Annotated in this window: 15 protein-coding genes; 4 read left to right on the top strand and 11 right to left on the bottom strand. The window is 47.3% G+C overall.

Translation table 11 applies throughout. The annotated features are described in order from the left end of the window. The first annotated feature begins 43 nt into the window (after positions 1 to 43). The gene (locus AC5JBY_RS24650; protein ID WP_495907332.1) at positions 44 to 1,066 is read left to right on the top strand and encodes a hypothetical protein; all 1,023 of its coding nucleotides are present in this window, start codon (positions 44 to 46) and stop codon (positions 1,064 to 1,066) included. A 321-nt stretch (positions 1,067 to 1,387) separates the two neighbouring features. Here the strand turns inward: AC5JBY_RS24650 and zwf are convergent, their stop codons facing one another. From zwf to AC5JBY_RS24635, 3 genes are all read right to left on the bottom strand, one after another. Beyond that, entirely contained in the window at positions 1,388 to 2,890 is a 1,503-nt protein-coding gene (gene zwf, locus AC5JBY_RS24645) for a glucose-6-phosphate dehydrogenase (RefSeq protein WP_495907331.1), read from the bottom strand. Between the two features lie 45 nt (positions 2,891 to 2,935). Beyond that, entirely contained in the window at positions 2,936 to 3,553 is a 618-nt protein-coding gene (locus AC5JBY_RS24640) for an HAD family hydrolase (protein ID WP_495907330.1), read from the bottom strand. Positions 3,554 to 3,712: 159 nt separating this feature from the next. Beyond that, positions 3,713 to 4,504, bottom strand: coding sequence for a S1/P1 nuclease (locus tag AC5JBY_RS24635; RefSeq protein ID WP_495907329.1), 792 nt, complete (start codon positions 4,502 to 4,504; stop codon positions 3,713 to 3,715). Positions 4,505 to 4,658: 154 nt separating this feature from the next. Here AC5JBY_RS24635 and AC5JBY_RS24630 point away from each other — a divergent pair, with 154 nt between their 5' ends. From AC5JBY_RS24630 to AC5JBY_RS24620, 3 genes are read left to right on the top strand one after another with little or no spacing between them, the layout of a single operon-like run. Then, a complete protein-coding gene (locus AC5JBY_RS24630; RefSeq protein WP_495907328.1) occupies positions 4,659 to 5,456 on the top strand; it encodes an MlaE family ABC transporter permease in 798 nt (265 codons plus the stop codon). Between the two features lie 9 nt (positions 5,457 to 5,465). Next, positions 5,466 to 6,242 (top strand): ABC transporter ATP-binding protein, encoded by a 777-nt coding sequence (locus tag AC5JBY_RS24625; protein ID WP_495907327.1) that lies wholly within the window; start codon positions 5,466 to 5,468, stop codon positions 6,240 to 6,242. After that, positions 6,242 to 7,261 carry an MlaD family protein gene (locus tag AC5JBY_RS24620; protein ID WP_495907326.1) on the top strand — a complete coding sequence of 340 codons (1,020 nt, stop codon included), beginning with the start codon at positions 6,242 to 6,244 and terminating at the stop codon, positions 7,259 to 7,261. Before AC5JBY_RS24625 ends, AC5JBY_RS24620 begins: the two co-directional genes overlap by 1 nt. 102 nt (positions 7,262 to 7,363) lie before the next feature. On the opposite strand, the gene AC5JBY_RS24615 is transcribed toward AC5JBY_RS24620, so the two are convergent. The 8 genes from AC5JBY_RS24615 to AC5JBY_RS24580 form a co-directional block, all read right to left on the bottom strand. Next, positions 7,364 to 8,479 (bottom strand): tetratricopeptide repeat protein, encoded by a 1,116-nt coding sequence (locus tag AC5JBY_RS24615; protein ID WP_495907325.1) that lies wholly within the window; start codon positions 8,477 to 8,479, stop codon positions 7,364 to 7,366. Positions 8,480 to 8,691: 212 nt separating this feature from the next. Beyond that, positions 8,692 to 11,133 carry an FtsX-like permease family protein gene (locus AC5JBY_RS24610; RefSeq protein WP_495907324.1) on the bottom strand — a complete coding sequence of 814 codons (2,442 nt, stop codon included), beginning with the start codon at positions 11,131 to 11,133 and terminating at the stop codon, positions 8,692 to 8,694. A gap of 386 nt (positions 11,134 to 11,519) precedes the next feature. Next, the gene (locus AC5JBY_RS24605; RefSeq protein ID WP_495907323.1) at positions 11,520 to 12,917 is read right to left on the bottom strand and encodes a T9SS type A sorting domain-containing protein; all 1,398 of its coding nucleotides are present in this window, start codon (positions 12,915 to 12,917) and stop codon (positions 11,520 to 11,522) included. 599 nt (positions 12,918 to 13,516) lie between these two features. Further along, positions 13,517 to 14,308 carry an NIPSNAP family protein gene (locus AC5JBY_RS24600; RefSeq protein WP_495907322.1) on the bottom strand — a complete coding sequence of 264 codons (792 nt, stop codon included), beginning with the start codon at positions 14,306 to 14,308 and terminating at the stop codon, positions 13,517 to 13,519. A 176-nt stretch (positions 14,309 to 14,484) separates the two neighbouring features. Beyond that, positions 14,485 to 17,607, bottom strand: coding sequence for an efflux RND transporter permease subunit (locus AC5JBY_RS24595; RefSeq protein WP_495907321.1), 3,123 nt, complete (start codon positions 17,605 to 17,607; stop codon positions 14,485 to 14,487). 78 nt (positions 17,608 to 17,685) lie between these two features. After that, positions 17,686 to 18,777, bottom strand: coding sequence for an efflux RND transporter periplasmic adaptor subunit (locus AC5JBY_RS24590; protein WP_495907320.1), 1,092 nt, complete (start codon positions 18,775 to 18,777; stop codon positions 17,686 to 17,688). 19 nt (positions 18,778 to 18,796) lie between these two features. Next, positions 18,797 to 20,071, bottom strand: a complete 1,275-nt coding sequence (locus tag AC5JBY_RS24585) for a TolC family protein (protein ID WP_495907319.1) — start codon at positions 20,069 to 20,071, stop codon at positions 18,797 to 18,799. 40 nt (positions 20,072 to 20,111) lie between these two features. Further along, positions 20,112 to 20,492 (bottom strand): hypothetical protein, encoded by a 381-nt coding sequence (locus AC5JBY_RS24580; RefSeq protein WP_495907318.1) that lies wholly within the window; start codon positions 20,490 to 20,492, stop codon positions 20,112 to 20,114. Between the last annotated feature and the right edge of the window lie 19 nt (positions 20,493 to 20,511).

Here is a 20,511-nt window from a genome sequence, read left to right as displayed (position 1 = left end):
AAAGGGAAAGTATTGCCTATTGCTTAACATCAAAAAAGAAAACATGAAAAACAAAACGTTAATGATTAAAGTACTCCTTTGTGCCATGACCATTTCAATTACTGCTGCGCAGGCACAAAACAATCCACCTGTACGCTCCAGTACTACCAGAACACGCAGTTCGTCATCAGACAATTGGATGAATGTACAATCAGATTCAGCCAACGATCCCAACAAATCGATCACGATGTACAAGAACGGTGATGTTTATAAGATCAAGGTCACCAATGAGAAGATCACAGAAATGTACATCGACGACAAAAAAGTGCCGGAGTCGGACTTCCCTAAGTATGCAACCATGGTAAAAGAAATACTGGAGCAGGTAAAGCGTGATGAAGAACAGGCTGCCCGAGACCGTGAGCAGGCCGAGCGCGATAGAAAACAGGCAGATAAAGACCGTCAACAAGCTGAGCGTGACAGGCAACGCGCCGAACTGGACAGAGCGCAGGCAGAAAAAGATCGTCAGCAGGCAGATAGAGACCGTGAACGCGCCGTGCAGGATAGAGCACAGGCCGATAAGAATCGCGAACAAGTCCAGCGTGATCGTGCACAAGCAGAGCGCGATAGAGCACAGGCGGACAAAGACCGCGAACAAGCCGGGCGCGACAGGCAACGTGCCGACCAGGATCGCGCGCAGGCAGAGCGTGATAGACAACGGGCCGATAAGGACCGTGCACAGGCAGATCGCGACCGTGAGCAGGCCAATCGTGATCGCGAACAGGCTGGACGTGACCGCGTGCAAGCCGAAAAAGATAGAGCACAAGCCGAAATAGATCGCAAGCGCGCAGAAGAAGACCGTAAAAAGATGGCAGCATTCTTTGAAGATTTGGTGAAAGAGAACATCGTAGGCAGCAAAGAAGAAGTACGGATCGTAGAATTATCTGATGATTCATTTATCGTGAACGACAAGAAACAATCAGCAGAATTACACCAGAAATTCAAAAGCAAATACCTGAGCGGTTCTGGTAGCCGTATGCGTTATTCCAACCAGAATGGCAACAGGCATTTTAGTATACACAACGAATAGACACATTTGATAGAGAGACGACACTGCTGACTGCAAGGCAAGTCGTTCGACCAACCACCCGCCATGCAGGGCGGGAAGCACCAAAGAGCACACTGGCGCAAGTATGCCGCCAGGCCAACGCGCGAGGCGTACTTGTGCCAACCTGGATGCCCACTCAAAGGAAATTGCCCCTGTTCTTAAAGGGTGTCGACTCGAAGGGAATTGCCCCGTCCTTTAGGACGGGGTACACGGATCTTCTATACACAATGGGCTTTAGCCCAATTAAAGCAAAAAACAAGGCCCCTTTTCTAAGGGGCCTTAATGTGTATATGATCTTGTCAATTATTTATGCGTATGCGAAGCCCACGTATGCCCTTGCTTCGCTATCAAAGCCTCTGCATTTTCAGGACCCCACATGCCGGCAGTGTAATTAGGAAACTCGATCGAATTATGCGACTCCCATGATTCCAATATCGGCGTCACCACATCCCACGCGATCAACACCTGGTCAGAACGCATGAACAAAGTCGCATCACCTTGCAGTGCATCCAGCAGCAACGTTTCATAAGCCTCCGGTGATTGTGTAGAGCATGTATCATAGTCAAACACCATCTCCACTGGATTCAGGTTCATCTCCAGGCCCTGCCGTTTGGCAGTAAAACGCAACCGGATATCCATCTGCGGTTGAATATTGATGATAAGCCGGTTGGGCGTCACACTATCATACAGGTTTTCCGGGAAAGAAGAGTGGGGGATAGGGCGGAACTGAATAGTAATAGAAGAAGTCTTCTCCAGCATCCGTTTACCGGTGCGGATATAAAAAGGAACACCCTGCCAGCGCCAGTTATCAAGATGGAACTTGATCGCCGCATAAGTCTCCGCATTGGAAGTGGGGCTCACACCCGGTTCTTCACGGTAACCAGGCACCTTGCGACCCTCGATCCAGCCGGGCGCATATTGACCACGCACAGCCACCTTGCTCACTTCTTCATGTTTGATGGGGCGTATAGCACGCATCACATCAGCCTTGCGGTTACGGATTTCCTCTGCATCGAAAGAGACAGGCGGTTCCATCGCGATCATACACAACAGCTGCAGCAAATGGTTCTGCACCATATCGCGCAATGCACCAGCACTCTCATAATAACCACCACGTTCTTCCACACCAACCTGCTCGGCCACGGTGATCTGTATATAATCGATGTAGTTACGGTTCCACAATGGCTCGAACAATGCATTGGCAAAACGGAAAGCCAGGATGTTCTGCACAGTTTCCTTACCAAGATAGTGGTCGATGCGGTACAACTGCGTCTCCTGGAACAGGCCGGTCAGCAGGTTATTAAGTGCAATAGCACTCTCTTTATTATGACCAAAAGGTTTCTCGATAACGATGCGGTCGGTGGCTGCATTGGAAGCAAGACTCAGCTTGTGCAGGTTCACGGCTACCACTTCCACGAAGCGTGGAGCAATGGAAAGATAGAACAACCGGTCAGCACGCGCGCCCCACTTGGTATCGAACGCTGTTACTTTGGCCGACAAGTTCGAATACGTGATCTCCTCATTCATATTCGAAGGAATGTAAGTCAGGCGTTGCTTAAAATCTTCCCAGGAAGGCCCCGAAGGTTTGCCTTTGCGGGAAAACTCAGACAAACTCTCTTCAATGAAATCCTGGTATTGAGCGTCGTTGAATTCGTTCAAGCCAAGACCAATGATGGCAAACGTGTCCGGCATCCAGCCGTCAAGAAAAAGATTATAAAAAGCAGGTAATAACTTTCGCTTAGCCAGGTCGCCGCTGCCTCCAAATATGATAATGATAGTGGGCGTAGTTTTTCTGCCTGAGATCATAAACAGGATAATTTAGTAATGGGATCAAAGATAACATCAAATACATTAAGCCAAAGACAGACCATATTGCGCCAGCTCCTTCTTCGAGTTCTCTACGCTGGTATGGTGAATAGCATTGATGCCAAGGCTGCGGGCCACTTGAATAAACATCAGGCGGTCATCGAAATAAAGTGCTTCCTCCGGCTTGGTATAAGCAATATCCAATGCCAGCTGGTAAATACCCTTGTCAGGCTTACGCAACTGCACAAAAGCCGACGAAACGAAAGCGTCAAATAACTTATCCAGCCCGAAGGTCCGGATACGGTATTCATTCAGCTCACGACCTTCATTATTGAGCGCAAAAACCTTCAGCCCGTTCTGTTGCTTCAGCTGTTGTACAAATTGAAGCATGTCAGTTAATGGCTGCGATTGCGTGTACATGAACTCGATGAACACTTCCGGCGTAAAAGAGCGCGGCGTATAAAAAACAGTTAACTGCAAATACTCGTGGAGCGACATCTTGCCCGTTTCATAAGCATCAAACGCCAGCTTATGACGGTCATTCAACTCAGTAAAATCAAGAGAGAACTTTTCAGCGGCCAGTTTCCTTGAGGCGGTGCCCCATCCATTCGATAAAATAACGCCTCCCATATCCAGGAACAGCGTCTTGATTGCTGTACTCATATATAAATTCCTTTCTTAAAAAAACATTCAACTATAGAACAAAGCTACTATGTAACCATCGATGCGCCAATTGACAAACACGCACCGTTGTTGTATAAATCATCGAATAAATAACAGTTAACGAAGCCTTTGGTTTAACCCACAGCTAAAACCTAACACCTATTTAAAAATCTCATTCAGTACCCCTGCCAGCCGCACGCCACCCTTCAACAGGCGATCATTCACCGTATCGAGATAATCGAAATTATAGCGGTAGCCCAGCTTTTGATTAGGCTCTTTGATCTCGGCATAAAGACGCTGACTGATGGTATAAGATTCAAACAACCAGTGCTTGATAGAGTTTGACTGCCATTCCTTGCGTTGAGCCTTCGTAGTAAAATTGATGGCAGCAGCATACTCGGTATAACTCAGCTCCTGCTGCTCTACCAGCCTATTATCCCACACACTGTGCAGGTTGGTAGGCTGGTTGAACCACAACACGTTGATGCGATTGCCACCAAGGTCTTCGGGACGACCGGTATGCATAGGCTGATGTATATCGCCTACAATATGGACTACCAGGCGGAGATAAAACACCTTCTTTTCCTTATCGAGCGATTTGTTTTTCAACTCGTTGATCAGGAAGTTCAGTTTGGTGTATGCATCGGTAGCGGTATCCTTATCGAGATAGTCATGCAATTGCTGTTCAGTAAGGCCATCCTTAAAATTGATATAATGCCAGGGATCGAGGTAGCGAAAAGTGGTGTCCGATTTGATGAAGTCTGGCCAGTTACTGCACATAGCCAGCGATTCGTTACCCAGGATCTCCCTGATCTGGCGGCGGGCTTTGGCACTCAGGTAGCTATCGGCAATCTGGCCAACAATACGGTGACCCAGCATACCCCAGGCCATCACCTGACTGGGTAGATAAAATAACAAGCCGGCCAGCAGTAAACGCTTGATGATCCTCATAACAGTAGAAATTATTTGGCCAAATATAAGCAGGAAGCGCGAAGCCGATATTAATCTTCTCTTAACATACGACCCGGTGGCACAAGATTAGAACCTCCTAAAAACAACTAACGGCGGGGAAAATGGTACCCGTTCCTTTAAAAAGAAGCAACTTATGCGCGTAAAGTCCAAAAAATCAGGCAAGCAGGTATTCTCCAGGCAGTTGGACGCATTCTTCATGGACATATACGCCATCGGGCAGTTTACCGGGCGATTCTTCAAAGAAGCCTTCCTGCCGCCCTACGAATGGAAAGAGATCATCAGACAATGCTATATGGTAGGCTACAGATCGCTGGCGTTGGTATCCGTCACGAGCTTTGTTACAGGCATCGTGTTTACCAAGCAGTCCCGGCCTTCTCTGGCCGAATTTGGCGCCACCTCCTGGCTGCCTTCACTGGTGGCCATTGCCATCATACGGGCCCTGGCGCCGCTGGTCACGGCCCTCATCGCAGCAGGTAAAGTAGGGTCCAATATTGGAGCTGAACTGGGATCGATGCGCGTAACAGAACAGATAGAGGCCATGGAAGTCTCTGCCGTCAATCCATTTCGATACCTGGTCGTCACGCGTGTCATGGCCACCACATTTATGTTGCCACTGCTCATGCTTTATATGGCCCTCATAGCCCTCATAGGCGCTTACCTCAATGTGCACCAGAATGAACAAACGAGCCTGGTATCCTTTTTTGAGAACGCATTCGAGCAGATATCCTTCCTCGATATTTTCTCCTCCACGTTCAAGTCCCTGGCCTTTGGCTTTACCATCGGTATAGTAGGATGCTATAAAGGATACTACACCACCCAGGGCACGCAGGGGGTAGGAAAAGCCGCCAACTCCGCAGTGGTCATATCCATGTTCCTCATATTCATAGAAGAGATCATTATAGTACAGGTCGTCAACTGGTTCAGGGTATAAAAGAACAATATGAAAAAAAGCACCAACCATATCGATAAAGACAATGTAGTCGTCACCATCCGGGATTTGTACAAATCCTTTGGAGAAAACCATGTATTGCGTGGAGTGGACCTGGATATTTCCCAGGGCGAAACCCTCGTGGTGCTCGGTCGATCCGGTACGGGCAAAAGCGTCCTCATTAAGATCATGGCAGGCCTGCTGAAACAGGATAGCGGAATGATGAAAGTGTTGGGACAGGAGGTGGATAAACTATCGGTAAAAGAACTGGATGCCTTACGATTGAAGATAGGCTTCTCATTTCAGCACAGCGCATTATACGATAGCATGACGGTAGGAGAGAACCTGGCATTTCCACTACAACGCCACAACAAAACATTGTCCACAGCTGAAGTTAACAAAGCAGTACAGGAGGTACTGGAAGCAGTTGGATTGGCAAAAGCCATACACCAGCTGCCGGCCGAACTGTCGGGTGGACAAAGAAAGCGTATCGGCATCGCCCGCACCCTGATCATGCAGCCAGCCATTATGCTCTATGATGAGCCAACAGCTGGCCTCGACCCCATTACAAGCATGGACATCAACAACCTCATCAATAAAGTACAGGAACAATACCACACCACGTCCGTTGTCATTACCCACGACCTTACCTGTGCCAAAGTAGTGGGCGATCGTATAGCGATCCTGCTCGAAGGACAATTTGCCCACATAGGCACCTTCGAAACAGTGGTAGAGCATACGACCGATCCACAGGTACAAAGTTTTTATGACTATAATTTTATCGACTAATGAGCACACCCAAAAATAAACAGGCCATCACCGTAGGGTTCTTTATCACCATCGGCATTGTCATACTCATCGTGGGCATCTTTACCCTCGGTGGGCAGAAGAAAACCTTTGCAGCCTCCTTACCGGTAACAGCCATCTTCAATAATGTAAATGGCCTGCAGAAAGGAAACAACGTCTGGTTTTCCGGCGTGAAGATCGGTACGGTCAAAACCATCGAGTTCTATGGCAATTCCCAGGTTAAAGTCACCCTGAACATTGACAGGAAGGCCCATGAATTCATTCGCAAAGATGCGAAGGCTAAGATCAGCGCTGAGGGACTGATTGGCAATAAGCTGGTAGTGTTGTACGGAGGCACGGAACAGGCAGGAGGAATAGAAGGAGGCGAAAACCTGCAGGTGGAAGAAGCCCTTAGTTCTGAAGAACTGTTAGGTACGTTGCAAACCAACAACAAGAACCTGTTGGCCATTACCACCGATTTCAAAACACTCAGCAAAAAACTGGTAAACGGAGAAGGGACTCTTGGAGCTTTGATCAGCAATGAAGCCCTCTATAAAGATATGCAAGCCACGATCGCTAAGCTCAATAACACGGTAGCCAACCTGCAAGTGGCTGTTCGCAACAGCGAAAAATTGACGGGCAATGTAGCTGAATACACGGCCAGCCTCAATACACCTGGCACCCTTGCCGGCGATCTGGTGACCGACACGGTGATCATGACAAACCTGCGCACGTCGGTAGAGCAGATCAACCTGGCAACAGCCCAAACAAATGCATTTGTACACTCCCTGCGCAATGCAGGAGATAAGCTCGACGAAGGCAACAATGCTGCCGGAATACTATTGAACGATGAAAAGGTAGGCGATGAACTGCGCAACACCCTGGAGAATTTAAACAGCAGCAGCCGCAAACTCGATGAAAACCTGGAAGCGCTGCAGCACAACTTCCTGCTCCGCGGATACTTTAGAAAAAAAGCAAGACGAGAAGCAAAGGAAGCACGCGACAGCGCCCGCAAAAACTAAAGTAGGGTGAGTCGCTCTCCAAAGAGCGGCTCACCCTATTTTAGTATCTTATCGAAGCAAATGCTTTTCACATAAAGGCTCTTACCTCCTACCTCTTACTTCTTACTCCGCATCCATCTTCTTCTTGAAGTCAGGATACATCAGGTACAACGTTTCACGTTGGTCCGAAGGGATCTTCTTATAATTGCTGCTCCTTGAATTCACAAGCGCTACAGCCTTGTCAGTTTCTTTATTGTCGAGGTACGTCACGAGCAGCTCCAGTGTTCCCTCATAAAAAGAAGGCATATTTTTATCCAGCAGTTCAAGATGCTCACGCTGCTTTTCCTTGTTGCCCATCATCTTGTAGATCAGTCCGCGATAATAATCAAGGAAGGGATCTTTATTGATAAGAGCATCCAGTTGATTTACCGACTCAAGCGCCTTCTCATGCTGTTCTTTCAGGATATAAGCGTCGATCATTAATAGGTACATATTCGGAGCATCCGGATAAGCTTGTTGATAATCGGTCATGGCCTTGAGGTACTCATCGTTGCCCAGCCCGGAAGCAATTTGTACGTACATCATCTTGAAGATCTTGGTTTGCCGTAAAATAGCAGGCAAGCTCTTATAAATCCTGTTAGCCTGTTCATAATCCTGGCCATTGATAAGCTGACGTATCCGCTTGATGTTATTCACGTGATCCTTATCTACCGAAGATAGACTGCTGAGATTTTCCGACATCAACATCGCCGATTCGGCCAGCGTGGCGCTCAGCGTTTCACCCGTTATATAAATAAATATATCACCGATCTTCACCTGGTCTTTTTTCTTGATCACCTCAAAATCGTGGTAATTCAGTTTGCTATCGGCATACAACCGGAAAATAAGATGCTGCTTTTGGTCCTTCTCATATTGCTTTACCAATTGATAAGTGCCGCCTTTTCCAAGCGATTGAGTGATCTGCGTACCCAGTTGCCCGGTTTTAAGTTCTTTAATAGCACCATCCACGATGCGGGAGTCGATCTTTTTCTTGCCGGCCTCCATGATCCTATTGCGGAGCGATTCGGCATCGAGCGCTTCGTTAAACTTGGCAGCACTGCGCTTAGCCATGCTGCTTTCAAGAGACTTGGCAAGAGCGGCAGCCTCTTCCTTGGTGGCAGGCTTTTCAGGTTCCGAACAGGCAGTAGCAAGAAAAAACAGCGAAAAACAGGTATACAACAAGGTGGTAAAGCGGCGCATAAAGGGTCGATTGGTTAGGTAATAAACGAAAGGTACAAAATACAAAAGGAAAGAACGCCAGTTCTTTCCTTTTGTTGTATATATAACACTGTCATTTCGAACGGAGCGCTTCCTTGTTTGTCATTTCGAACGGAGCGACAGCGCAGTGAGAAATCTGCCTGCGAAGCAATGGTATCGAAGCAAACGACTCTGAACTCTCGACTCTGAACTCATCACTCTGTCTTCAGACTCTTCACCGGGTTCGCCAGGGCGGCCCTGATGGCCTTATAACCCACAGCTATCCAGGCAATCACTACCGAGAATACGATCGCGGCGACAAAAATCCCAACGCCTATGCTGATATGATAATGGAAATCGGCCAGCCATTGATGCATGAAGTAATAACCCGTGGGCGCTGCTATCAGGAAGGCTACCACGATCAGCACCGTAAACTCCTTGGAAAACAAATACACGATACTTTGTACCGAAGCGCCGAGCACCTTGCGGATGCCGATCTCTTTTGTCTTCTGTACAGCCATAAAAGCCACCAGACCATACAAACCGAGGCAGGAGATAAAAATGGCCAAAGCAGCGAATATTTTGAACAACTGCGCAATAGTAACCTCCGACTTATAAAAACGTTCGATTTGCTCGTCGAAAAAGCGAAGGTCATACATGTATGTTGGGTACACCCCCCGGAAAGTCTTTTCCATTTGAGCCAGCGTGCTGCCCATATGAGCACGGTCCATACGTACTGCCAGCGTGGAATACATGTCATAATGAGTAGTAATAGCCAGCGGTTTGATCTGAACATGCAGCGAGCGCGCGTGGAAATCACGCAATACACCTACTACAGGAAATTTTATTTTGCCATCAAAGGAGATCAGCTTGCCGATAATATCATTGGCAGAGGCAAAGCCCAATTGCTTTACCGTCGCTTCATTCACCAGGAATTCCCGGGCAGTATCACTGTGAAAAGGCAAACGGCCTGCTGCCAGCTTGAGACCGAACGTTTGATAATAACTGCTGTCGGCAAACTCCATACCGATCTTGAACGGCTGCTTCACAGGATCATTATTGAAATAAAGGTCATTTTCTGATACCCACATTACAGCCGGGGCATCCCAGCAAAGGCTGGCATCCTGCACCCCTGCTATAGCCTGCATGCTTTGTTTGAGCAGCGGATACTTCACTTTCAGAGAGCTGTCACTGGGAAGATCGATAAGCGCAATACCTTCCTTTTGAAAACCCATAGATTGGGAGCGGAAAAACTGCATCTGCTTCACAACTACAATAGTGCCGATCACCAGCAATTGAGCGATCACAAACTGGAACACCACCAGCGCCCGGCGTAAAGAAATGCCACCAATGCTTTTCGTAGATAACTTGTTCCTGAAAATAGTTACAGGCTTAAAGCCCGATACGATAAGAGCAGGGTAGAGGCCGGCCAGGAAAGTAACTACAATAACAACCGTAGCCATAAATAAAAGAACACCCGGGTCATACAGCAGGTTGGCAGAAAGCTGCTTATCGAGTACTTGAACCAGCAAAGGCAAAGTAATAACAGCCAGTACAATGCCAAGCGCCAGCGCCAGCAAAGTAATAAGACCGGTTTCTTGCAAAAACTGCCGCACCAGTTGAGGCCGGTTACTGCCCAATACCTTGCGTACACCGATCTCACGCGCGCGTGTCACCGACTGTGCAGTAGCGAGGTTAATGAAATTGATGCAGGCCACCAACAGCAAAAAGCCGCCGATCAGTCCCAGCGCCCACAACTCTTTTACCGATAGGCTGTCGCCCGTAAAAGTACCATAGACATGGTTAAGGTGCACATCGGCCAGCGGCTGTAGCTTCAATTGCAGGGATTGCTTGGTGTTTTGGTCCTCCGGGTAATACTTCTTTACAAAAGCGGGCAGTTGAGCCGCAGCGATAGTGGCAGACTGTCCTTCCGGCATCAATACAAAACATTGGAGATTTTCATGTACCCATGTCCAATTGTCTATCGAAGTAAAAAAATCAGGCGGGTAAATTTTTCGTATGGTGGCAAAAGATACTCCCATGCGAATAGGTACATCGGTATTGGAAGGCAGGTCTTTAAAAACCCCGGTAATTAAAACCTTATTACGAAAAGAAAAGAATTCGATCGTTTTGCCGATGGCTGCTGTGGCACTGCCGAAATACTTTTCCGCCATACTTTGTTCGATGACACCGGTATTGGGAGCAGTAAGGCCTGTAGCGTTACCGGCAATCCATTTGAAATCGAACATGTCGAAGATTCCGGGCTCGGTAAAATAAAGCCCCTCATTTTCCTTGAACCTCTTTTCATCCGCCAGATCTTTACCCGGCACATAGATCTGTGCCTGTCCAAGCGCGGTGACCATGCTTACCCTTTCAAAAGAGGTAAGATCATGACGCAGCGCATCTGGCATGGGCGTGGGCACACCCCGGTGATATTCTTCGATGGCCCCATTACTACGGCTTTTCTTTTCACTCACCACCCGGTAGATCCTGTCCTTCCTTTGATGATAACTATCGTAACTCGTTTCATAATGAATCGTCAGGAAAATAAGCAGGCAGGCGGCGATACCAACGCCAAGACCGGCAACATTGATGATAACGAAAGACTTGTTTTTCTGCAGCGAGCGAAAGCTGGTTTTGAAGAAATGATTGGCCATAGCAGGAGTGTGAGGTTAAAGAAACGGGATCAGTGATAACTACAACACAAAGACATGCAGCCCGTCCTATTGTTGCACAAACAGGTCCAAAACACAGAGAGCTAAAAATCAATTAAATAGATATAGGAATGGAGTAGAAGTTGTCCGTTTGTGATACAGCTATCGCCCATTTGTGAACATCGGGAAAACCAGGGAGTAGTGAACCAGTGCAGCTACAAAAAAGACCGGGAGCCTGAACCCAGACCCCCGGCTTTATATGATCGGCCTTTCTATATTAACTTACGCTGTCATTTCGAACCCTGCCACACGTACTTGCCTTCATAACCAGAACACAGGGTGAGAAATCTGCCTGCGACGCAAAAGTTTCGAAGCAAACGACTCTGAACTTACTTCTTAATCATCAACGCCTGCACCTGCTCGATCGTATTACCCTTCACCTGGATAAAATACTGACCAGCCGTCAGATGGCTCGTAGGAATAGATTGCTGCCAATAGCCCGTTTCCTTATTGAACTGATTCACTTGCACTACCATGCCTTGCTGATTGATGATCTTCACAGAAAGCCTGTCCTTCTCAGGATGGCTGAATCCAACAGTTACAGAGGCGCTGGCAGGATTGGGGAATAGCACAATGCCATTGGCTTGTAGTTCAATAACAGATTGCAGGATAGAATAAAGCGTGGTTTTACCATTCAGGTCAGTCTGGCTCAGACGGTAAAAGTTATTGCCGATAGCAGGTTGCTGATCCTTGAAACTATAATTACTGCCACTGGAGAGGTTGGTACCCGCTACTTTCCCAATGACGGAAAAGTTGTTGCCGTCAGTAGAGCGTTCAATACTGAAAAAATCATTGTTTTGTTCCGCAGTAGTCGACCAGCCAATAGTTACCGCCTGCTTGTCGGCAGATACGATCCTGTAGTTTGTTAGCGTAACTGGCAGCGCGGCCTCAGCCCGGCTATATTGCAGCATCCACTCGTAAATATTCAATCCATTCTCCCGGAAAGAAGGACTATAAGTGCGTGTCCATGCATCGTGGAGTTCGGCAGGGGCAGTGGTAAAAATAGTTTTCCGGGCCAGCGGCGACGGTGGACGCGGATTACCATTGATAAAACTTACATAACCATTGGTATTGTCAACCGATACCGCATTATCAGCCTGGTTATGAGTAGCCCATACCGGCACATCACCATTGGCGATCACATTGGCAACAGGAGTTTGGGGCGAAGAAGCGCCGCATATAGGTACAATAGCGGCCAGCTTTTGAGCTGCATTGATATTACTGCCGGCGTATTCCCAGGTAATGCCGCCGCCCATGCTCATGCCGGTCAGGTAAACACGGTTGGTATCCACCTTGTAGCGGCTCTTCACATAAGCAAGCACTGCAGCTACATCCGCTGCTCCGGCAGGTCCTGTCTGCGGCCACAACTTCAATTGAGGGGAAATAACGATGAATTTGAAAGCCTGTCCATTGGAAGTCACAGAAGAAGGAAACTGTCCCTCATTGATCAGCTTGGGTAATGCTTTCGTTAACAGCTTAGCAAGATCAGCCTGGCTACCACTGCCACGGTCCCCATCGCCATGCATATACACGATCAGGGGGTATCGCTGAGCGGCGGTGCCGTCATAACCCTGCGGAAGATATTCATAAAAACCGCCACAATTACTGTTGATGTTAACAGTCCTGGGCGTGTGCGTAGAGGCTGGTAGTTGAGCTATGCCTTGCTGATTCGTTAGTACACATACCAATAACAGGCATGCTGTACATAAATTGTACAAATGCTTCATATCAATTGCTTTTTACAGGATGATGCAAATCAGGGCATCGCGACAGAAACTGCCGGACACGTCAGATTAGACATATGGCAAGAGGAACAGAAGGTAAGCGATCAACAGAAGTAAAAAATCATGCCCGGGGCATTTTTATTAAAGGATAAAAGCTTAGAGGAGTACCCTATTGGGAAATAGTGGTAAATCCTCCACAAGATATTGTATTCTCCTACTCACCATTCAAAACCACCACAATATTTTATCGCGGAAAAAAGAAATTGATTCTATACAACAAAAAAGTACTTGTCTGTCTCCGGTAGTAAAGCAAAAACGACGCAAAAGAGGTGACACCTTTTCGCTTGCGAAGTGAAAGAAGGTGTCACCTCTTGCCAGTCAGGAAGAATACAAACAAACAAACGTTCGAAGCAAGCTACAAACGAGGTGACGCCTCCCTTTCGAAGCAAACGCTGCACAGGAAAAGCCCCTCTCGAAGCAAACGGAATTGCCCGGCCCTTCAGGGCCGGGATACAAAATGACTATTCCCACCTTGGGCTTTAGCCCAATTGACAAAGAAGAGCAATCGATAAAAAAGTAATAAGAATAGACAGGACAGCCACTTATATCTGCGAGTACAAAACAGGCTTCAGAAAAGTGCGCACAATTTTGGAGATCAGTTTTTTATCCGCATACTCCTCCATACTGCTGATCCGCTTCCACTCAGCATCACTCCCAAAAGTTTTCCAGTTGCGGTCATGCGCTTCCATATTGTCGAAAGTGATCATGTAAGTCAGGTTGGGACGTGAATCACCGATCAGCACCTCCCCAAAAAACACAGGCGTCAGCCCGGTCTTTTTGAAGATTTCGATCTCTCCACCTTCGTTGAACATCTCGATCTTCTTTTTACTGGCGTACTCCGTAGGACTTTCATAGCGCCTCAGCTCGAAGATCCTTTCCTTATTCTCGGGCGCCACCAGGTTGGGCATAAAAGAAAAAGCCTTCAGCAGCGAACTTTGAATACGTACATAGGCCGGAGCATCCGCTGGAGCCGTGAGATAATCTGAAGCCTCCTGTTGATATTGGATATCCTTAGCCAGGTTTACATCCATCGCCGTAAAATTTTCCAAAGATGGGAATTGAGTCACTACATAAACCTTGGTCTGCCCTTCCGGCTTAAGCTCGGTAAACACACCCACATACTTTGACCCTTGCCGGTTCATTGCCGGAATATAAGCCTGCGACAGGTACACTTCTGTTAATCGTTGTTGAGCCTCATCCTTTAAGGTGTATACACGTAGCTCGTAAAATTCCTGTTTCTTCTTGGCGGCATCGGCAGATAGCGCAGTGGCAGGAGATAGCGCCGCAGAGGTGCCGGCGATAAAAGAAGATTGAATAAAGCGGCGTCTTTTCATCATCAGTCAGTTTAGGTTGGATACAAAAACAGGCAATAACACTGTAAATTAACATATTTCCACAAACAGAAAATAGCCGGAAGAACGAGGTGAAAGTAAAAACCCAAACCAACCCCGCCCTCCGGCTATATTCTGGCTGTTGCTAATTGCTAACAGCTAAAAGCTAATCGCTGTTCCTACGTCAGCGACACTTGCCTCTTCTGCTTCCGGCTGTGCGACCGCCGGTAAATGATCTCCACGATCAGCGGAAACACCAGCAACGTAAGAATGGTTGAGCTGATCAACCCACCGATCACCACAATAGCCAGCGGCTTTTGCGTTTCAGAACCGATACCGGTTGATACAGCCGCTGGTAATAAACCGATGGCTGCCATCAGTGCGGTCATTACCACAGGCCTGATCCGCGAGTTCACGCCCTCCCGTATAGCCTGCACCAACGGTATCTTCTGATGCAGGTTCTGCTTGAACACCGAGATCAGGATTACCCCATTCTGGATACAAATACCAAACAATGCAATGAAACCAATGCCCGCCGAAATACTGAAGATGGTACCGGTGATATGCAAGGCCAGGATTCCACCGATCATCGCAAAAGGCACATTGATCAACACGAGGCCCGCATCCACGGCATTGCCAAACATAATGAACAACAGGATGAAGATCATTACGAGCACGATAGGCACCACCTGCGACAACTTCTTCTGCGCACGCACCTGGTTCTCAAACTCACCACTCCATTCAACATGAAAACCCTTGTCGAGCTTGATATGCTGATTTACGAGTTGCTGCGCTTCAGCAATGGTACTGCCCATATCCCTTTCCCGGATAGAGAACTTGATAGCGATAAAACGTGTATTCTTATCGCGGTAAACGAACGCCGGACCGGTAACCGTTTTAATGTCAGCGATCTCACGTAACTGCACTTTAGCGCCGTGAATAGTGGGCACCATCAGTTTACCGATCTTATATTCATTATCCCGGAATTCTTCGGGGTAACGAATACGGATATCGAACTTCCTTTCCTGCTGATAAAAAGTAGAAACAGATTTACCACCAATGGCCATTTCGATAACAGCATTGGCATCAGCAGTAGTAACGCCATAAATACCCATCTTCTGCTCGTCGAGCACGATACTTAGTTCCGGCTGACCAATATTCCGCATGATACCAAGGTCCTTTACTCCCTGTACCTTGCCAAGAATAGTATACACACTATCAGCCAGCTTGTCGAGCTTTTCAAGATCATTACCAAATATCTTCACCGCCAGAGAAGCATTGATGCCGGCCACGGCTTCCGCTACGTTATCGATAATAGGTTGAGAATAGTTGTACACCACGCCGGGGTACTGCCGCAGCTTGGCATCCATTTCTTCAACCAGCTGATCAGTCGATATCTTACGCTTCCATTCCTTCTTGGGCTTCAGGTTCACCTGGCATTGCACATAATAAAATCCGGAAGGATCAGTACCGTCATTACTACGGCCCGTTTGAGACAATACCCCATTAACCTCGTCAAAACTGTTGAGAATACTCCGGAACTCGTGCACAAACTTGGTTGAATTAGTCAGCGAGCTGCTCATCGGCAACTTAGCCTCCACCCACAAGGCGCCCTCATTCAACGTAGGCAAAAATTCACTGCCAAGGAACTTGAACGAGAAAAGCACAGCACCCATGATAGCAAAAGCCACTGTGAGGCTGAGCTTCTTATGACCCATAGTGAAATTGAAACCCTTGTTCACGATACGGTTGAAGAAGTTCACCACAGGATTATTCCTTTCCCGGGCATTCTTCCTGAGCAGGATACTTGAAAGCACAGGCACCAGCGTAAGCGTGAACAACAAGGCGCCCAACAATGCGAAACTCAAAGTCCACGCAAGCGGAGAGAACATTTTTCCCTCTACCTTCTCAAAAGCGAAAATGGGAATAAGACTGGTAATGATGATCACCTTGGCAAAGAAGATGGCCTTGGCGAGTGAAGAACCCGTCTTACGGATCATACTCAGCTTGGCGATCTTATTATACTTTTCCATCCCTACCTCGTGCGCCTTATGCGCCAGCACTACAAACAATCCTTCCACCATCACCACGGCCCCATCGATGATGATACCGAAATCGATAGCCCCCATCGAAAGCAGGTTGGCGCTCATACCCTTCAGGTGCAAACAAATAAAGGCAAACAACAGCGAGAGCGGAATAATAATAGATACGATCACGGTCGTACGCCAGTCGAACATGAAAATGAAAACGATAAGCGTTACCAGCAAAATACCTTCCACAAGATTGTGGATGATGGTCTCCGTACAAAAATCCATCAGGTTGTCCCGGTCATAAAAAGTCACCATCTTCACATCCGACGGTAGAATATGCTCATTGAGATCATTGATCTTATCCTTTACCCGCGCCAGCACCTCACGTGGGTTCTCACCCTTCCGCATCACTACAATACCTTCTACGGCATCGTCATTCTCATCGAGACCCACTTGACCCACACGTGGCACATGACTCTCGACAACGGTAGCAAGGTTTTTTACGAGGATAGGCGTGCCATTGATATTATCCACAATGATATTCTCGATGTCTCTGATCTTGTCCAGCAACCCGATACCACGCACCACATAAGCCTGGCCATTCTTCTCGATCACATCACCACCCACGTTGATATTACTTTTACTCACCGCACTATATACTTCCAGCGGCGTAATATCATACCGGGCCAGCATGGTAGGGTCAACCTTGATCTCATAAGTCTTCTCGGCACCGCCAAACGCCACCAGGTCGGCCACGCCAGGAATGCTCCGCAGCTGCCGGTCGATCACCCAATTCTGAATGGTCAGTAGATCGGTAGAGCTTTTCCCTTTGCCCTGGATAGTATACCGGAATATCTCACCGGTGGGGCCATAAGGAGGCTGCACATCCGGCTCCACATTTTCCGGTAAGTTCACATTGCGCAATAGATTATTCACCTGCTGTCGTGCAAAGAAATCCTCCACATCATCATCGAAAATGATCTTGGTCACAGAGAGACCAAACATGGAAATAGACCGCAATGTCGATTTCTTCTGTACGGAGTTCATGGCCACCTCGACCGGCACCGTCACAAACCGCTCCACTTCCTCGGCACTACGGCCGGGCCATTGCGTCACAATAATGATCTGCGTATTCGTTACATCCGGGAAAGCTTCCAGCGGAGTTTTAATATAACTCCAGATACCGCCGATAATGATCAGCAGCGTCATGAAGAAAATAAAGAACCTGTTCTTAAGCGAAAAGGTTACTATGTTGGAAATAAATTTATTCATGTCCAAAGACGTTTTGCAATAAAAATATCAATACCACTAACTGCTAAAAGCCGGCAGCTAAAAGCTAATAGCTAACAGCTAATCATTCAACGCATCATACACCAGCAACTGGTACTGCGTGATCACCTTCTCTCCATCAGTCAGGCCACTCTTCACATAAGTGGTCCCACCAATGGTTTTGTACAACTCGATCTCCCGGGTTTCAATATTGCATTTGTCTTTATACACCATCACAAAATTCTTGTTCTTGTCGAAGATCACTGCCTCGGCCGGAATGGCAGGCATGTGCTCTTTTCCTTCTGTATATTGAATATTGATCTGCGCAAACATTTCTGGCTTCAGTACATAACCACTGTTGGGAATACGTATCCGCACCTTCATCACCCGGCTCTGAGGGTCCAGCATGGAAAAGATCCTATCGACCTTTCCTTTGAACACCTTGTCCTTATAGGCGATCACGGAAACATTCGCATCATACCCCACTTGTATTTTAGGAATATCACTTTCAAATACATTGGCCATAACCCACACCTCATCCAGGTTCGAAATGATGAAGAAAGGCTGGGCGCCATCCACACGGAATTGCATCTGGTCAGTAATATTCTTTTCAATGATAAAGCCCGACACAGGCGCTGTGATGGTTTGCAATGCATTGCCTTTAGCACCGTAGATCGCATTCGTTTCGCGAATACGCTTCAGATCGGCCTTAGCTTTTTCGAGTTCAGTTTCAGCAGCCACCACATCCTTCTCCGTAGCCAGGCCGGCAGAAAACATGTCTTTGTTCGAAGACAATGTTTTCTCTGCCATCTTCACAGAAGCCTCGGCACTCGACTGTTGCCCCTGGTAATCGGCAATCTCACTACTGCGGATCACTGCCAACACCTGGCCTTTAGTAACATAATCGCCCAGTTCTACCTTCAGCGATTCCACAATACCACCTACTACGGGGAACACCTTGATCCATTTGTCCTCATTAGCCTGGATTTTGCCCGATAGTGCGATCTCATTCTTCACCGTGTCCGTTTGCACGGTCGCCATTACTATCTTCTTTTGTAAAGTATCGGTAAGGCAAAAAGGAGTGTCGGTTACAGGGGTAGCTTCGCTTTCCCGGCAGGCAGTCATCTGAAACAAAAGAAGACCACCCAACAGGAATATGATCATAGATTTCATACAATACATTTTAGGTCGTTTAATTGAAAAGGGTTTTGCCAATAGCGAAATTCAGCGCTTCCATAGCCTGGTCTTTTTCATTCCTCAGCTGGTTCCATTGCAACACATTGTCACGCCAGGACTCATAGAAGTCGGTAAACTCTAATAAACTGATATTCTTCTTCTGGAAATTTTCCGTAATGCCCTGCAGCAGCTTGTCGAACTGCTGTTTGAAGGAGGGGTCGAACGATTGAAGCATCTTGCCCGTATTCATGGCTTTGATATAAGCCTTCTGCACATCATTCTCAACCGTCAGCTGTTGATGCTGATACAACACCTTGCTTTGATCGATCTGCGTTTTAGCTGCTTTGATATTTCCCTGATTGCGGTTGAAAAAAGGAAGATCGATGGCGGCAGTCAGGAAAGAAGCATTATTGACAAAACTTCCCCGCTTGTCGAATTCGGCGCCCAGCGTAAGATCAGGCGTGCGCAAAGCCTTTTGCAATTGATAATTCTGTTCACTATACACCCTGTTGGCATCGGCAGCCTTCAGGTCATAGCGATTATTATAAGCACTGTCAACCAGCGATTGCAGCGGATATTGCGTAGGCATATCCGGACCGTTGTTGGCATCCTCCGGTATAAAATAATGCTTGTTGTCGCCCAGCAGCAATTGCAGTTCAGCCTCGAGGTCATTCAACTGATTCTGCAGACTCGTTTGTTCAGCTTGCAGCGAATACAACAACGATTTGATGCGCACTGCATCCTTGAGCGTTACCACTCCTTTAGCCTGCAAGTCGCTATAAGCGGCAGTCAACTGTTGCAGACTATTGATCTGTACCTGGTAAGCATCCTTCGATTGCTGCAGGTGCAGCATGCTGAAGAAATTACTGCGCAGAGAAAAACGCAGTGTGCGCAGCACATCGTAAAAATTATACTCGGCTATCCTTGCATTGGTAGAAGCCAGGCTGATCTGCTTGTTGCGTTTGCCTGCCAGCGTGATCAATTGCTGGATTTGAATATCGTATTGGCCGGTTTTGTTACTGATATCAAAAAACTTGCGACGGTCGGGATTATATAAATTACCATTTACCGATAAGTTGGGATTATTGTACAATCGGGCCTGGATGATGGCTGCCTGCGCTATCGAAATATCATATTTAGAGGCCAGCAGCGATAAGTTGTTCTGCAAAAATTGTTGCTCAGCCGATTGCAGGGAAATACGCAATGTATCCTGGGCGTTGGCTGCAAAGCCTGCCAGCAATACAAAACATACAACCATGCATCGCCTGAACAGAAAACACTTTCTGTTCATACATACATTAGTTTAATAAAAATGATAAAGGAAGGTCAGCTTAAACGAGCCTGAGATCTGGGGGAGGAGAAACAATGTGAAAATAACCCTTGCAGGTTGGGTAATCCTGCCGGTTGGCCGTTTGAGAAGCTTTATCAGTTCTGTTGGTGGGTGTCACAATTACTTTCTGAAAAAATTGACAGCACAGAGGATTCCAGGAGAACTTTTCAACGCCTTTATTCTTAGGCATGCCATCATCTTCATTTTGTTGCTCGGGAATATAATCCTCATCATCCATGATCTGCTCGATCACAAACTCCGTGATCGAATCGATATCATCATAGCCGCGCATATTCGCCGACTGCCGGGAGGCAAAAGTCGACGTGATGTAATCAAGGTCGATACTCTGGTTCAACACCGAGAAAGCGACTAATATGAGCAAAAATCTTGTCACGGGTTTA

Source organism: Paraflavitalea sp. (assembly GCF_059502485.1).
Note: the sequence above shows the minus strand (reverse complement) of the source record. Positions and strands in the feature narration are given on the sequence as shown.